Annotated in this window: 12 protein-coding genes; 1 reads left to right on the plus strand and 11 read right to left on the minus strand. The window is 58.7% G+C overall.

Features of this window, described 5'->3' with window-relative positions; translation table 11 throughout:
• From GQ57_RS06835 to GQ57_RS06850, 4 genes are all read right to left on the minus strand, one after another.
• Positions 1 to 1,530 (minus strand): LTA synthase family protein, encoded by a 1,530-nt coding sequence (locus GQ57_RS06835; RefSeq protein WP_034197462.1) that lies wholly within the window; start codon positions 1,528 to 1,530, stop codon positions 1 to 3.
• Positions 1,527 to 2,318, minus strand: coding sequence for an SDR family NAD(P)-dependent oxidoreductase (locus GQ57_RS06840; protein ID WP_034197463.1), 792 nt, complete (start codon positions 2,316 to 2,318; stop codon positions 1,527 to 1,529). The genes GQ57_RS06835 and GQ57_RS06840 overlap by 4 nt, the downstream gene beginning before the upstream one ends.
• The gene (locus GQ57_RS06845) at positions 2,311 to 3,516 is read right to left on the minus strand and encodes a capsule biosynthesis protein (protein WP_034197464.1); all 1,206 of its coding nucleotides are present in this window, start codon (positions 3,514 to 3,516) and stop codon (positions 2,311 to 2,313) included. The genes GQ57_RS06840 and GQ57_RS06845 overlap by 8 nt, the downstream gene beginning before the upstream one ends.
• Before the next feature lie 664 nt (positions 3,517 to 4,180).
• Positions 4,181 to 5,776, minus strand: coding sequence for a hypothetical protein (locus GQ57_RS06850; protein WP_235215032.1), 1,596 nt, complete (start codon positions 5,774 to 5,776; stop codon positions 4,181 to 4,183).
• Between the two features lie 1,015 nt (positions 5,777 to 6,791).
• Between GQ57_RS06850 and GQ57_RS41410 the strand changes: the two genes are divergently transcribed.
• Positions 6,792 to 7,124 (plus strand): hypothetical protein, encoded by a 333-nt coding sequence (locus tag GQ57_RS41410; RefSeq protein WP_152603208.1) that lies wholly within the window; start codon positions 6,792 to 6,794, stop codon positions 7,122 to 7,124.
• 130 nt (positions 7,125 to 7,254) lie between these two features.
• Here the strand turns inward: GQ57_RS41410 and GQ57_RS06855 are convergent, their stop codons facing one another.
• The 7 genes from GQ57_RS06855 to rfbB all read right to left on the minus strand — a co-directional run bounded on the left by GQ57_RS06855 (position 7,255) and on the right by rfbB (position 16,618).
• A complete protein-coding gene (locus GQ57_RS06855) occupies positions 7,255 to 8,214 on the minus strand; it encodes a phytanoyl-CoA dioxygenase family protein (protein WP_034197465.1) in 960 nt (319 codons plus the stop codon).
• A 136-nt stretch (positions 8,215 to 8,350) separates the two neighbouring features.
• Complete coding sequence (locus GQ57_RS06860; protein ID WP_235215033.1) at positions 8,351 to 10,687, minus strand: glycosyltransferase family 2 protein; 2,337 nt, start codon at positions 10,685 to 10,687, stop codon at positions 8,351 to 8,353.
• A 264-nt stretch (positions 10,688 to 10,951) separates the two neighbouring features.
• Positions 10,952 to 13,207, minus strand: a complete 2,256-nt coding sequence (locus GQ57_RS06865) for a glycosyltransferase family 2 protein (RefSeq protein WP_081896604.1) — start codon at positions 13,205 to 13,207, stop codon at positions 10,952 to 10,954.
• 18 nt (positions 13,208 to 13,225) lie between these two features.
• Positions 13,226 to 13,768: a dTDP-4-dehydrorhamnose 3,5-epimerase gene (rfbC, locus tag GQ57_RS06870; RefSeq protein WP_031399603.1), complete on the minus strand. Its 543-nt coding sequence runs from the start codon at positions 13,766 to 13,768 to the stop codon at positions 13,226 to 13,228.
• A complete protein-coding gene (gene rfbA / locus GQ57_RS06875) occupies positions 13,765 to 14,649 on the minus strand; it encodes a glucose-1-phosphate thymidylyltransferase RfbA (protein ID WP_031399604.1) in 885 nt (294 codons plus the stop codon). Before rfbA ends, rfbC begins: the two co-directional genes overlap by 4 nt.
• Positions 14,650 to 14,666: 17 nt before the next feature.
• Entirely contained in the window at positions 14,667 to 15,557 is an 891-nt protein-coding gene (gene rfbD, locus GQ57_RS06880; protein ID WP_152603209.1) for a dTDP-4-dehydrorhamnose reductase, read from the minus strand.
• Positions 15,557 to 16,618, minus strand: coding sequence for a dTDP-glucose 4,6-dehydratase (gene rfbB, locus GQ57_RS06885; protein ID WP_031399606.1), 1,062 nt, complete (start codon positions 16,616 to 16,618; stop codon positions 15,557 to 15,559). The genes rfbD and rfbB overlap by 1 nt, the downstream gene beginning before the upstream one ends.
• Positions 16,619 to 16,633 lie beyond the last annotated feature (15 nt).

Raw genomic sequence — 16,633 nt, forward strand, 5'->3', positions numbered from 1 at the left:
TTATGTCGCTTTCTCGGATACGCACGGCTGTTCGGTGCGATTTCCGTGATCTTGTATCACATGCAGCAGTGCCGATCCGAGCTCCTCGGCCGCCAGATTCCTGCATTCGGGGGTATCGGTGCCGTAGTTCCGCCAAATGAAGTAGTCGCTGCGTTGTGGCGAAACGCCAAGCTTTTCGAAAACATGGGGCAGAGCGGGAACGTGGTCGCCGTAGAAACAAACGACTGTTTCACGATCGCTGGTACGCAAATGATCGAGCAGGCGCCCGATCATTGCGTCCGCATTTTCAATGTGCCGCAAGTATGCTGTCAGGTCGCGCCAGGCGGCGTCTTCGCCGAGAGTATGCCTTGAAGACGATTCGCCGGGTAAAACCTCCTCGAGATGCAGCGGGCCGTGATTTTCCATCGTCATCGTGAAAATGAAGCGCGGCTTCTCCCGCTCCCGTTCCAGCTCGGCGATCACGGCGTCCAGCACGGCTGCGTCGGAGACATACGGACCGGCGCGCGACGCGTCGGCAAAGTATTCGATGTCGAGAAATGTGTTGAACCCGAGCAACGGAAAGACGCGATTGCGGCCGAAGAAATCGGCGTAGTACGGATGAATCGCCAGCGTGTCGTAACCGCCGCGAGCGAACCAGCTTGCGATCGACGCGCACGCACGGCGCACGAAGGCATACGGATAAAAGCGCGCGTAGCCGAGCTGCTCGGACGACAGGCCGGTCAGCATCGAGAATTCGGTGCGCATCGTGTTGGCGCCCCATGCCGGTACCGAGAGCTCGCCATAGCGGACCGCCTGGCGTCTCGCCCGGTCGAAATTCGCGAGCACACCGGGCGCGATCGCCGACGAGACGCGTCGCACGTCGAACAGCGACTCGCTCTGGATCACGATGACGTCGGGGCGCTGCATCGACGCGCCAGCGGCGAAAGGCCCCGCCTCGACCGTGCGCCGGAATGCTTCGAACGTCGCGGGACGCATGCCGTTCAGCAAATATGCGACGAAGACTGCGAAAAAACCGTGACGGCGCTGATCTGCGTTGGCGTCAATCGCCAACGGCAGGCGCGCCGCGATGTAACGCGCCAGTAAAAATGTCAACACGACGACGGTCGCCAGCGCCAGCGTCGGACGCGGCGCGACGGGCGTCTCGGCAAGATAGCCGGCAACGACGAGCACGATGCCCGCGCCGATCGCAACGATCTTGCCTGCGCTCAGGAACGGCAGATAGAGCCGCGGATGCGCGAACAACTGGCTGAAAAGGCTGAGATCGGTGAACACGAACGGTTCGCGAAGGGATTCGTATTTGGCGTTGCTGACCACCGCAACGAGTCCGACCAGCGCAACCGCGACGGACGATGCGAAAACCGGCCGCGCGGTGACAAGCAACATCAGCGACGCGAGGAACACGACGGCGAGCACCTGCAGAAGCAACGCATCCGCACGACGCCGCACCGCGGAGCGCGGAACGGCGATCCGGTCAGGCAGGAACGACACGCCGGCCGCAATGGCAAACGTGAGCCAGATTGCGCCCGTCAATTTACATCTTCCTTGCCGGGCAGATACGAAAGCTTGTCCAGAATCGCATCGGCCAGCGTGACGGGCAGCAGGGTCAAGAGGCGCATGCCGAATGCAAGCAGCCCCGGGAACGCGATTTCCGCTCGCCCGGCATCGAGTTTCTTGCGAATGTATGCGGCGGCCTGTTCGGCAGTCCACATGAAAGGTTTTTCGCCGGGAAAAACGTCGCTCATCGACGTTTTGACGAAACCGGGAAGAATGACCGAAACCTCGACCCCATCTCGCTTCAGCAGCGGACGGACGGAATCGGCATAGGCCTTGATCGCCGACTTGCTCGCGCAGTAGGCGGGCGAGATGGCCATCCCGCGAAGGGCAGCCAGGGAACTGACCGCGGCGATACGGCCATGCCGGCGGGCGCGCATGCGCTCGATAACCGGAAGGATCGTGTGCATCGCGCCGTATAAGTTCGTGTCGACGACGGCGGCAATACGATCGATGCCCTCCCAGTCGGACGCCGAGGACAACGTGCTCGCGACACCGGCGTTGGCGATGAGCAGGTCGATCGGATACTGGTCGTCGAATCGATGCAACCACATGCGAATCGGTTCGGACTCTCGTACATCGACGATGCCGGTGATCACGTGTGCGCCGCGCGCCCTGCAAGCGACAGCGGTCGATTCGAGCTGCACTTCGTTCCGGCCGACGATACCGAGTACGGTATCGGGCCGCGCGTACGCGAGCGCAAGCGCGCGGCCGATGCCTGCGCTTGCGCCGGTGACGACGACATGCCGGGCCGACGACCTAGTCATCCGCCTGCTCTAGCCGTGCAACCGCGCCCGCAATGGCCATCGCGATGCCGGTCCGGGTGTAGAAATCGCCGTTGATCTGCGTGTGATGCATCACATAGTCGAGGAACGCGTGATAGAGATCCATGTCCGGCGGCACGCCTCGCAACCAGAAGTCGTCGAGATCGCCCTGCCAGGTCAGGCCGCTGAAATTGTAGATAGCCGTACCCAGCGCAACCAGCGGCCGTTGGTGGTGCAGTGCGGACAAGCCGACCGTGCTGTTGATCAGCACGACCCCGCGGGCGTGTTCGAGCAATGTCGGGAGATGACCGGCATCGATGAAACGGATCCGATTCTCCATGCCAGCGGCACGCGCAATTTTAAGCGAAAAATTACGGTATTCGATGAGCCCTGTATCCAGAGGGTGATTCTTGATGACCAGCAACGCGTCTTGCGGTGCATATCGCGCGAAAGACTCCAGGACACGACTGATCGCCGCCCGAATTCCATCGAAAGACGAATGCACGACGATTTGCGCATCCGAATTCAATTGCAATGGGAAAAGATAGTAGGGCCGCCCGCTATCGAGCAATTCGCGCGTGACCTCCTCCGCTTCACGTCGATGCTTGCGCTGCAGAAGCATCCGGACCGCCAGCCCCGAATATTCGAAAAAGCCGTTTTTCGGTCGGTGACTGCGATACTTCGGGAACCGGGGCCAGCACACCGTGTTCGCAAATCGATACGTAATGTCGTGAAAGGCGCGCTCGTACAGGTTGTAGCCGGTGGCGTGCCATTGCCTGGCGGGCGGCGTCACGCTGCGTTGCTGCAGATACCATGCGGGGTCGCGCGGCAGCAGCGAACGCCCGTTGACGCCGTGGCGTTCCAGCGTGATCCAGTGCGGACGAACGTAGCCCTCTTCGAATACGTGAACGCGCAAGCCATGCGCCGTCGAGACCGACAGCATCTCGCGATGAACGTCGCGACAGTCGCCGAACATGATGACGTCAGTGATCCCCTCGCGCCGCACAATATCGTCATACCATTGGGGCAAATCCCCGACTCCGCCGCGGTAATTTAAAACAGTTCCCGCCCCGCCATACAACAAGTCACCACCACAAAAATTGACGCGGTAGACAGCAAACCCCTTATCCTGGAGCGCGCGTGAAAGCCGATAGAAAAAAAGCGAGGCAGTGCCTTGCAGCACGAGAAACGAGCGCGGCATCTAGGTTATTGAATGGAAACCTGGGGGAACACGAAATTTTACGCTATAAAACTGTAAGAATTGTGTAAATAACACAAGCTTTCGTGTCAAGCTAACAAGCAGAATGAAGCGGCAACGACCGCCGGAGGTGTGGAGGATACCCCATTGCATTACAAACGCGAAATATCTGTCGTCGTCAAAAAAACGACATCGGGTGTTCGCCGAGACCGACTCGTACTGGTGTTACGTTTTTGAGAGTGAGCCGGTTCGCGCTCAAGCTGACACGCACATCGGCGCCCTTGCTCGACGCCGCCATGCCATGACGCTTTTGTCTCCGGACACATCGCACAACCATGCGCCTGCGTCACGTCCGGATCCGGATCGGACGCAAAAGTCAAGACCACAACGATCGCGACTCAAGCCATTCAGATCGGCAACAGGCGGTACGACGGTACGTCGTGAAGCGCTCCATCGTCGCAACACTCGGGCGTCACACCCGGGAATGCAGCCCGCCAGCACGCAAGTGCAATTGCCCAGACACGGTGACCGCAATCTCGTGCAGCGAACGCAACTTCCCCACCCAATCCGTGAGATCTCGTCGGTTGCGAGCCCCATTTCTCACGGGGCGCATGCGTGCGCTCAGCCGGCTCGACCGGCGACGAAACCGAGCACCAAGGTCGACGCCTTACTGCCCATGGATCTCGCTGCAATGCGTCGCGTCATGATTGCCGCGCCCGATCAATCGCCGACAGCATCGCCTGATCTTCCCGATGCACCGGAGAACAGGCCGCCATGCCCTGGCCAGCGGGAGCACGTCACGCAAGGCCATTGGCCCGCCTTCCAATCGCAACTCATTGAAAAGACGGCTTCGCTGAACGCACAGTTCATCATGCTGACGCGAGAGTTCTGCGTAAGCCCTTTCCAAATTCCCCACCGCCAAAACGTTAGCCGCATTTTCGGCGAGAGCGGTATCTCGCGCTTCCGTGAGCGCCCTCAATTCCTGCGCATGGTACTCGGATGCAATACGTGCGCCTTCAGTCTCGCGAGACAGTATTAAATCCCGCTCTGCTGCGAGGTGATCGAGAGATAACCGAAGGGCATCCCGATCGTGCACCAACCCATTCCGCTCTTGAATCAGGCCATCTCGCTCACGAATCAAACCGTCGTACTCGTAACGCAAGCCGTCCCGCTCATGAACCAAACCGTCGCGCTCGTAACGCAAGCCGTCTCGCTCATGCGTCACCTGGTCGTGTTCGTAACGCAGGCCGTCCCGCTCATGCATCACCCGGTCGTGCTCATAACGCAAGCCGTCCTGCTCATGAACCAAACCGTCGCGCTCGTAACGCAAGCCGTCTCGCTCTTGAACCAGGCCGTCGCGTTCTTGACGCAGACCTTCCCGCTCGGAATGCGTGACCAGACGGCGACTTGCCCTTTCCCTGTACACATCAAACATGACTTCCGAGATCAGATCGTCACCCAATCTCATTAGCCCCATTAATTTGAAAGCCGCGTAATCGTAAAACTCCTCGATTGGGTGAAATTTCCCTTCACCGTAAGGAACATCGAACGACGTAATCGAGAAACGAGAATTGAGATCGAGAATACTCAATCTTCCCGACAAGCCATCAATTTTGCTCCAGAGCAGATCAACCCACCAATTGACTTCTGCCGAATCGGGGTCGCCCAGGCCGGTCACACCGTCATGGGTGATTTTGTTAACGCACGTTCGCCGCTTCATGGCGATAAGCGGGACACCAATCTCCTCGGATAGCTCAATCAGCTCCTTGAGATAGTGATAATAAATATCTAAATACTGATGACTCTTGGGTGATATTTTGACCCAGCCACTATCCACGAACCCGTCCGGCAACTTCCAGTTGGGCCCCATTACCGCCGCTTCCAGATCCGAGATAATGCAGCCGTCTTTCTCGTAGTAATCGTTGGTAAAATCGCTGGTTGGATCAAAAAGTATAAATTCGTACCCGCCTGTCTTGAGTTTATGCAACGCCTGCTTCGTCAACTCAAAATTGATTCGCTCGGACAATTGCGGGTCGTACGATTCGAAATAGGTACGCCCATCGACCTTCTTCGACATCAAGCACGGTACGCTTACACGCCACAGATGCGTAACATTTGCCAGTCGACTCATCCTTCCGGAGAGGACTTCGGTAACGCACCCGCCAATACTCAATATTTTGGGCTTTCGCAGAACCGAGACCGGAGTCCGGCCACTGTCGGTAATGTCGGTTCCAACCACTCGGAAAATTTCGCTAATGCTCATGATCTCTCGATTGTCACGATCGCGCCGGCCAAAGCCGCACACCGCGATTTCGCCCCGTCCGGTTGATGTCGCAATCCGACCGGCCGGCGAATCGGGCCACCTACAGACTTATGACTTCATTGTGAATATTATTTTACAATTGACATACATTTTGCCAACAGTTAAATATTTCTCAACAAAAATAAAGAAAACGTAACAATGCACGCCCCGATCGTTGCAATCAAGCAACGCACGGCAAGATATCCACGGTCCGGACTTGACATACGCAAGATCAAGTAAAACACCGGGCGAATCAGCCGTATTCGAGGTTTTTCTTGTATAACCCCTCGGCTTATACATGCCTTCACGCCTCAAGTGTCGATCCGGAAATACACATATCTTTACACTTGATTACAAAGCACCCATGAAGCTCCAGGGGATCGCATTTGGTCCCACTGTTTACGTGAGCACCATCGACCCTTTAGGCTCACCGCTCCAGCCAGGTCTACCGCACGGAACCGGCCAGCCCCCACCGACAATCGGCCTCAGACGCTGGCAGAGCGATTAGGGACCACGCCAAAGGTGCGTCGGAGTTGAAATCGGACGATGAGCGCATGGTCGATTGCGCCGTGCGCGCGTCGAATACGGAACCGGATTTCGGCCGCGCAACGCGCGCGCCGGGACGATCGCCATACCGAAGCGCATCGCTTGACGCGCTGGCGCTCCCCCCGCGCGGCGTCACATGGCCGAGGACTGACCGGGTACGTCAGTGCGGGGATACAGAGAGCGGACCGAAAGCTGCGCGGGGCAGGTTCGGCAGCAGGAAGGAAGAAAGCGTGCGCTGGAAAAGCGGATGCAAGTATGTAGCGGGGACGGCTCCGGACCGCTGCCTGCTGCGAATCGGGAATCAGATGTGAGGGCAGGTCGCCCATTCCGAGATCCATCCGTTCACGAACTGCCTGGCGGCGGGCTACGGCCCACGACGGGCCATATGACTTGCCGCCCTCCGGATTGATCCGACCAGGAGCGCCAAATCATGGCTGCGCCCCGCCAACGGCCGGAAGCGGCACGACGCTCAGAACATCCTGACGGTCGTTGCCGGAAGCTAGCGGGCTTCCGGGAGGCAACCAGCCTGACGTTTCGCGAAGCGACCATCCAGGCCCGTATCGCCGACTCCACCCGCGGCTCGCCGGCGTTCGTGAACCGGAAAGATCTGAAATCAGCGGTAACCGTACTTAACGATGTCTATCGGGCACCGATGGACAGGTACAGCCGCAGCGAAGGCGACGCTCGAAGCCGCCATCGGGGCAAAACACCCTTTCAGCACAACGCGCACTTGCTGCCGTCGTGTGATGGGCGCCTTATCTGAAGAAGCAGGCATTCACGCGACGAGCCCGTTCCAGCAAACCGGAAGAGCCCCGCCTCAAGCGAACTACGCTGAATTCGGGGCCTTGTCGGCCGCGCAAGACATTTTCAATCGCGCGACCGAATCAATGGAATCAAGAAGATTTCATCCATTTGCTCAATTTTTTCACCAGGGTTCGCGACGCACGCGGCGAGGTTCGGGCGGGAGGCTTGATCTCTTCACCCAGATACGAATTGGGTTTTTTCGTCCCGTCGACAACGCTGACCAGATTGCGAAGCTGCAAACGCCCCAGGTATTCGTCGGAAAACGCGGGCGTATAGTAAACACAATCGTCAAAGAAATAATGCGTCACCTGTGACCAGCGCGTCATGGCCGGGTCGATTTGCAGACTCCCCCCATGCAGCAGATTGGCGCACCAGATCAGCGCCTGCCCTTTCCGTGCCTCAAAGGTCTTGGTGCCGGCGCCCTTTGCCTCCACCATCGCATCCCAGATTTCCTGGTACGGCAGTTGCGCCGACTCGCTGGACACGCCATACCCGTGTCGACCAGCCATTGCGTTGTCAATCATGGGCCAGTTATGCGACCCGGGAACCAGCTGGAGCGGTCCGGCCTCCGCGGAGATATCCTCCAGGGCGACCCATACGCCGCACATGAAGCGTTGCGGAATCGACGAGAAATGCACTGCATCGGTGTGCATCTTTTGCTGCGTACCGACCCGGAAATTAAGCGTCTGGAACGGAAATGCAGCGCGCCCATACAGGCGTCCGAGCAAATCCAGCAGCGCACGATTGGTGGCAATCTCCTTCACGTCCGGATCGTTGATCCACGCGTCCTGAATACGGCCGGAAGCATAGAACACGCCCTCGGGACTCAACCCCGTGTCGGCAAATCTCGACGTCAGGCGTTCCCGAATACGTGCAATCCGCGTATCGAGTTCAGGATCGGGAAAATCGATCACGGCATAACCGTTACGGTTCAGCGCGACCGCGATCTCACGCTCGCCGGGCGTCAGCTCCGCCTGGGCAATCTCGGAATCGAAAAGAGGTGATTCAATCAGTGGAATGCCAGGCAGCAGGCGCTTTTTTACATCCATGAATATTCCTTCCGCGTTACTTTATTCAATCCACCCCGAGACGCCCCAAAAGATGCCGCGGAACAGCCCAAGCTTATATAACTCCATGAAGCCCAATGCCCATGCACAAGACCGAAAACAATAGAGTCAATACCGATCATGCCGACCAGTCCCTCCAAGGCTCATACATTCTCGGGAAATCGGCAATCGTAAAATCCTCCCGATCGAGCGTCAAATTCCGATTGTAATATGGATCGTCCATTCGATCGGTACGCCACCGGGAGAGCATGAAATTCTTCTCCCTGTTAAATCTGGCCCGCTTCTCGGGCGACATTTGATCGTCCCCCCGGCTGTAGGATTCGAAGTGATGCAGGACCGCATATGGCGTCCACACTATCCTGTAGCCTGCCTCCCGTACGCGGAGGCACAGGTCCACGTCATTAAACGCGACCGGAAGGTTTTTCTCGTCGAAACCGCCAACCGCACGAAATACGTCCCGACGCATGACCAGGCAGGCCCCCGTGACCGCCGAGAAATTCTGCACAAGGGCCGCCCTTCCCGCATACCCCGGGTGGGTCGACGGATACAACCGGTGCGCATGGCTCGCGAAGCCCCCGATCCCCATCACGACACCTGCATGCTGGACGAATCCGTCGGCATACAGAAGCTTCGCTCCTACTGCACCGACATCCGGACGCAACGCATGCGCGACCATCTCTCCCAGCCAGTCCGGCTCGATTGCCTCCACATCGTCATTGAGAAAACACAAGACATCGCCAGATGCATGCTTTTCCGCAAAATTATTGATCGATGAATAATTGAAAGGGAAATCATATTTCAAAACGACGACATTACTTCTCGGAGCCAGAGACTTCAGAAAATCGACTGTCTCCCTGTCCTCGCTTTGATTGTCCACGACAATGATTTCCAGATTCTCGCAGGCAGTTCCTTCAAGTACGCTGACGATACATTTTTTCAGCAACGGCCCACCGTCTCGAGTCGGTACGATTATCGTGACCTTGGGCGCGGGAACGGGTATCGGGTATTTCACTCGACAGGTGCCGGCCAGGCTTCCTCTGGAAACACTCACTCCCGGCTGATCTTTGAAAAATTCGGAAAGTGCGCTTCTTTTTGCGCTCCACTCGCCGCACCCCGAATCCGAATCGATCACTCCCCGTTCGCCGCATTGACGAAGATGATAGAGCACGCGCGGAATGTGGCAAATCTGGGAAGGTGCGCTGCTCTTTACGCACCTGAGCGTGAGATCGTATTCCTGGCAACCCTCATGCTCGACTCGAAACCCGCCTGTCTCACGCAAGAGAGATGTCCTGTATGCGGCCGAGCCCGAAATCATGTCACGGGAAAAGAACAAATCCGGATTCCACGCGCTTTTGAAACAAACGTTGCCCCGATTACCGCCACCATCGATTTCGTCGTTGTCCGAATATATGAGATTCAGCCCGTCGATCTCATTGATCTTAAGAGCAAATAGATAGAGCGCATGGGCCGCAAGAACATCACTTCCCCCGAGAATCGCAGAAAACTCCCCGGTCGCCAAACCCAGGGCACCATTCGCCAAAGCCGACGAACTTCCGCCCGAGTTCAGAAAAACAACTTTTATACGATCATCCTTTTCCGAAACAGATTCCAGATATTCAGCAACCCTTGACGCATCGTTCTCGTCGACAGCGATGCACAACTCCCAGTGCTCGTAAATCTGCTTCAGGACCGATTGAACGGCGGATTCCAGATGATCCAGCGACGATCCGCACACCGAAACAAGAATCGAAATCACCGGGTGCCGCTTGAACGAACCTACGTGCCGCCGGATCGATTCGATATCCGAGCGGTGCAGGGTATCGAATTTTTCCACGTACTCCTTGTAACCCAAAGGAACGGAATGGAATCTCAGTTTCGCACAACCTTCATAGGCGCCATTCAGGTCGACCAGCAAACGCCGCCAGGTAATATCATATTTTTTAGCGCGATCGGTTTTCCTGAATTTTATTATATCTCCAGCGACCCATTCGGCCATTCTGGCAATTCGTTCCGCCGCCGATATTTCAGTTATCCGCAAGAATTCCAGCGTGATTGCGCCCTCGCCTCGCATTGGCGACAGGCGCAGCCGGCGAGCATTGCGTGGAATCTTGACGATCTGCTTGATATTTCCCGTGCGCGCCGCCGGCAGGGCGAAAGATTCCGCCTCGGCAAATCCCGAGCCGGTATCGACATACAGCCGGGCCACCAGAGACGCGCCCCGTCTGTTCAACCGGGACTCGATATAGACCCAGCCGGATGGAACAGCCTCGCCCTCGTCTTCCGGTTCAAGGTCAAAAACAGGATGGTCTCCCGTCGACATCCAGTCGACCGACGTCGCCCCCGACAAGATCAGATCCCGCACCGGATTGACCTTGAATCGAACCTCTCGACGAACCATCGACAGGAAAAAATCTTTCATATTGATTGAAAATAGATGAATCTGGATCGACGGCATGACGCACCAACGCGAGACCCCGGCTTCCCCGACGAAAAGCGTATCGACGGAGATGCAGGGCAGCCGGCGCATACGGGCTGCGGGCAAAAACTCGAGCCGCGCAGTCACGAAGCGCGAAGCAGCGGCGCAGCCGGGCGCATCAGTCGCTAGCGTACACGCGCTGTCATGCAGTCGTCCCTCGCCCCGCCCATATGGCGACGGACGCTGAAGGGATGGATCAGATCAGCGGCAGCATTCGGCACATCGCCTGCCAGCCATCTGCATTCACGATTTCACCGCTCCGAGTGCAAGTCGCTTGAGAGACACCACACGCGGCGGCCACGCGAGCTGACAATCGAATCGATCGAGGGACAGATTCGGGTTGTAAGCCGGGTCATTCTCGATCAGGTCGCGCCAGTGATGACGCATGTACGCGATCTCTCGCGCGGCCCGCGCCATCTTCTCCTCGGTATCGTCCCGCCCGCGCGTCGCGGACTCATGGTGATACAGCACCGCATGCGGCGTCCAGACCACCGTGTAGCCGGCCTGCCGAACGCGCAGGCAGAAATCGACGTCGTTGAATGCAACGGCGAGATCGCGCTCGTTCAATCCCCCCAGTTGCAGATACAGGGATCGTCGGACGACGAGGCATGCGCCGGTTACGGCGGACAGGGATTGCGTCGTTACCGCACGCGCGAGGTATCCCGGTTCGTCGCGCCCCAATCCGCGATGCAGGTGATCGGCGCAGCCGCTGAGTCCGACGATGACACCCGCATGCTGAACGGTTCCGTTCGAAAAGAGCAATTTGACGCCGACAGCACCGACCTCCGGGCGCAACGCGTGCCCCATCACTTCGTCGAGCCAGTCGCCGTCTATGATTTCCACGTCGTTGTTGACGAGTGCGACGAACTCGCCCCGAGCCATGTCGACCGCGCGATTATTGAGTGCGGAGTAATTGAACGGGCGATCGTCCCGAAGGATGCGTACGCCGTGCTCGACCGAAACCCGCTCCATGTAGTCGAGGACTTCCGGATCATCGGACCCGTTGTCGACGATGATGATTTCGAAGGGCCGATAGCGCGTCTTCTCGATAATCGAATCGACGCATTGGCTGAGCAGCGCGAATCCGTTGCGAGTCGGAATGACGAGCGTGACGAGCGGCGCCCGCTCCGGCAACGGATACCGTACGTGACGACCATGCTCCGTCGACGAAACCGTCGCTCGAACACCCGTCCGCGACAGGTGGCGTACGACCGCCATCCGGCCGGCGTCGCGTGCATCGTGTTGCGCCGCTGGATCCTGGACTGTTTCGGGTTGGGCCCGGACATGGTAAAGCACGCGTGGTATGTGCAGGATCCTGTCCCGGCCGGTATGCGCGAGACAGCGAAGCGTCATGTCATAGCGCGATGCAACCCCGTGACAATGGTCACGCCCGCCGGACGACGAGAAAACGTCCCGTCGATAAACGGCAAGACCGGTAAACAGATCCGACGAAAGCATCAGATCCTCGCTCCAGTCACTCTTGAAGCGCGGGCTGTGGCGCACACCGTCGATGCCGATACTGTCCTCATCCGCGTAAATCAGGTCGGCGTCGGGGCGTCGGTTGATCGCGTCAGCCACGACATAGAGGGCATGCAGTGGAAGCACATCGTGCTGCCCGACGAACAGGACCCAATGACCGCTTTCGGCGAGCGCCCGATCCAGCGCCGAATGCGCTTCATCGGCAGCACCGTCCGAAATGACACGGATGCGCGCATCGGCACGGAGATCCTGGGGAATCAGCGCGCCGCGATCGGCGCCGGAACGTCGATCGACGATCAGAAGTTGCCAGTGCGGGTAAATCTGCGTGGCGATCGAGCGGATTGCCGCCTCCCGGTGCGACGCTGATTCATCCGCCACCTCCATGCCGATCGCGAACGCCGGACCGTCGGCGAAGTGGCGCAGGTTGTCCCGCATGATGCGGTACGTGTCAGGGGCCGGCGTATCGAAGTGACGAACCCAGTCCGGATATTCGACCAGGAGCTCCGATTCGTCGAACAGGCAGCAGTAATCGCGCCACGCCTGCGCCATGTCGACGCGACCATGCCCCGCATCCGTCAGGTCGTAATCGTCGCCGCAGGGCTTGTACCTCGGGTGCAGCGCACCAAGCTTGGTCATGATGCGCGAATGTGCGAACCGCGTCGTGACCCTGGCAAGCCGGAACGTCTCGATTCGATCGACCGACCGATCGTCGCAATCGATCTCGATTTCGATCTTGCCGCGCACCGGCAGATGAACGATTCGCTTGCTCACCTGCCGCGCGCTGAGCGCCGTCGCAAGCGTTGCAGACGATGCGCCGCCGGGCAGTCGCAACCGGGCTCGCAACTGCGCCGCATGACCGGCCGCGCGAAGCTCGATCATGTACCAACCCGGCAACAACTGGACGTTGACCAGATAAGCCCGGGACCCCGGTCGATCTGCCGGCAAGCACGATGCGGCATCGGACCGATCGACCAGGAAGGGCATTCCCCACGTCAGGCGCAGGGCGTTGAAGTCAAACATGGACTTGCTGGAAGCAACTCAAAAGTACTCGGCATCCTTGAAAGCGGGCGCCGCTCCGTCCTTGCCGGACACCAGCGCTTCGCCCGAGATGGGCCATTCGATCGCGAGCGTCGGATCGTCCCAGCGGATCGCTCGTTCGGCGGCCGGATGCCAGTAATCGGTGGTCTTGTACAAGAACTCCGCCGTGTCGGAAACGACAACGAAGCCATGCGCGAAACCTTCCGGAATCCACAGCTGGCGCTTGTTCTCGGCGGACAGCATCACGCCGACCCATCGGCCGAACGTCGGCGACGTGCGACGGATATCGACCGCGACATCGAACACCTCCCCCGCAACGACCCGAACCAGCTTTCCCTGCGCGTGATCGATCTGGTAGTGCAGGCCTCGAACGACGTTCCTTGCGGATTTCGAATGATTGTCCTGGACGAATTCGACGGAATGCCCGATCGCCTCTTCGAAGACGCGATGATTGAAACTTTCGTAGAAGAACCCGCGCGCATCGCCGAATACTTTCGGCTCGAAAATCTTTACGTCGGGAATGGCGGTCGCTATTACGTTCACCGGGCTCTTCCTTCTTTCAGAATACTTTGCAGGTACCGGCCATAACCGTTCTTGCTAAGCGGTTGCGCGAGACGCTCGAGTTGTTCCTCGTCGATATAGCCGAAGCGATACGCGATCTCTTCGATGCATGCAATTTTCAGCCCTTGTCGATGCTCCATCGTGGCGATGAAGTGCGAGGCCTCGAGCATCGAATCGTGCGTGCCGGTATCGAGCCACGCGAAACCCCGCCCCATGGTCTGCACGTTGAGCGAGCCATCCTTCAGGTAGAGCGCATTGAGATCGGTGATCTCCAGCTCCCCGCGCCGCGACGGCTTCAACGACTTCGCAAGCTCGACCACGTGCTCGTCGTAGAAATAGAGCCCGGTCACCGCGTAATGCGATTTCGGAACCTCGGGCTTTTCTTCGATACTGATCGCCTTGCCGGTCGAGTCGAACTCGACGACGCCATACCTTTCCGGATCCTGAACGTGGTACGCGAAGACCTGCGCGCCCGAAGTCATGTCGGCCGCCCCTTTCAACAAGCCGCCGAGATCATGGCCATAGAAAATGTTGTCGCCGAGAATCAACGCCGACGGGTCGCCTTCGATGAAGGACTCACCGAGCAGGAATGCCTGGGCAAGCCCGTCCGGGCTCGGCTGCACCTTGTATTGGAGACGCATCCCCCACTGGGAGCCATCGCCCAGCAACTGCTCGAAACGCGGCGTATCCTGCGGCGTCGAGATGATCAGAACATCCTGAATCCCCGCCAGCATCAGCGTACTGAGCGGATAGTAGATCATCGGCTTGTCGTAAATCGGCAGCAGTTGCTTGCTGACCGCCTGTGTCGCCGGATAGAGACGGGTACCCGACCCTCCGGCGAGAATAATGCCTTTGCGCTTCATGCTTGTCTTGTTCCGTGTCAGTCGTGCAGTTGCTCGAAGACGTAATCAACGCCGTTTCGCCAATCGGGGAGCGATATGCCGAACGTCGACATCAGCTTGCTGCAGTCGAGGCGTGAGTTCATCGGCCGCTTTGCCGGCAGCGGATATTCATGCGTCTCAATTGGCACGATATCGGTCGAGCGCAACTTTAGTTCAAGGCCTCGCGCTTCCGCAAGCGCCACGACGTGACGCGCATACTCGCACCAATTCGTCTCGCCCGAGGCCGCGAGGTGGTATGTGCCGAACGCAAAGCTCTTGCGATCCGCGAAATAGCGGGCAACGAGGTGGGCCGTCACGTCGGCGATCAACGCAGCCGACGTGGGCGCGCCGGTCTGATCAGCCACGATGCGAAGCTGGTCCCGCTCGCGGGCAAGGCGCAGGATCGTCTTGAGAAAGTTGCCGCCATGCGCGCCCACGACCCAGCTCGTCCGAAGAATCAGGTGCTGCGCGCAGGCCTGACGAACCGCATTCTCGCCTTCACACTTGGTTGCCCCATAGATCGACTGAGGATTGACCGGCGCGTCTTCGCGATACGGCGTCACACCCGTGCCCTCGAACACGTAATCGGTCGAGAAGTGAACGAGCGGCACATTGTGAGCCGCCCCCCATCGAGCCATCGCGCCGGGGGCCCCCGCATTGACTGCCCGGGCCAGCTCCGGCTCGCTCTCGGCCTTGTCCACCGCCGTGTAGGCGGCAGGATTCACGATCAGGTCGGGGCAATACCGATCCAGCGCGGCGACAAGGCTCGCCGGATCAGCGAGGTCTGCGTCGCGTCGCGTCAGTGCAATCACTTCCCCGAGCGGAGCGAGCGCGCGCCGCAATTCGAAGCCGACCTGACCGTTCGAACCTGTAATCAGGACGCGCGGCATCATGCGTCTCCGTATTGGCGTTCGATCCACGTACGATACTGGCCGCTCGTGACGTTCGTCACCCAGGCCTGATTCGTCAGGTACCACTCGACCGTCTTGCGGATACCGGTATCGAAGGTTTCGGCCGGCTTCCATCCGAGTTCGCGCTCGAGCTTGCGCGCATCGATTGCGTAACGTCGGTCGTGGCCCGGTCTGTCCTGTACGAAGCTGATCTGGTCCGCATACGACTTGCCGTCCTCACGCGGCCGGAGTTCGTCGAGGATCGCGCAGATCGTATGCACGACTTCGATATTCGGCTTTTCGTTCCAGCCACCAACGTTGTAGGTCTCACCCAGCGCGCCATTCGCCAGGACCGCGCGAATCGCCGAGCAGTGATCCTTGACGTAGAGCCAGTCACGGATCTGCTGACCATCGCCGTAGATCGGCAGCGGCTTGCCGGCAAGCGCATTCAGGATGATCAGCGGGATCAGCTTCTCGGGGAAGTGATACGGACCATAGTTGTTCGAACAGTTGGTCGTCACCACCGGCAATCCGTACGTGTGATGCCATGCGCGCACGAGGTGGTCCGACGCAGCCTTGCTCGCCGAATACGGACTGTTCGGTTCGTAGGTATTGGTTTCGGTGAACGGCGGATCATTCGCGCCGAGCGTGCCGAACACTTCGTCGGTAGAGACGTGCAGGAAACGAAATGCCTGACGCTCGTCCGCACCGAGGTTCGACCAGTACGCGCGTACCGATTCAAGAAGGTTGAATGTCCCGACAATGTTCGTCTGAATGAAATCGCCCGGGCCGTCAATCGACCGATCGACATGCGACTCGGCAGCAAAATTGATCACGGCACGCGGTCGATATTCGGCAAGTAGCTTCGAGACGAGTTGACGATCGCCGATGTCGCCACGAACAAAATGATGGCGCGAATCACCGTCCAGAGACTTCAAGGTGTCCAGGTTCCCGGCATAAGTCAGCTTGTCGAGATTGACAATGGACTCGTCAGAGCCGGCAAGCCAGTCGAGAACAAAATTTCCACCGATAAATCCCGCACCACCCGTAATAAGCAACATTTACCACAACCCTTG

This window comes from Burkholderia sp. MSh2 (genome assembly GCF_000731655.1).
Lineage (GTDB): Bacteria > Pseudomonadota > Gammaproteobacteria > Burkholderiales > Burkholderiaceae > Burkholderia > Burkholderia paludis.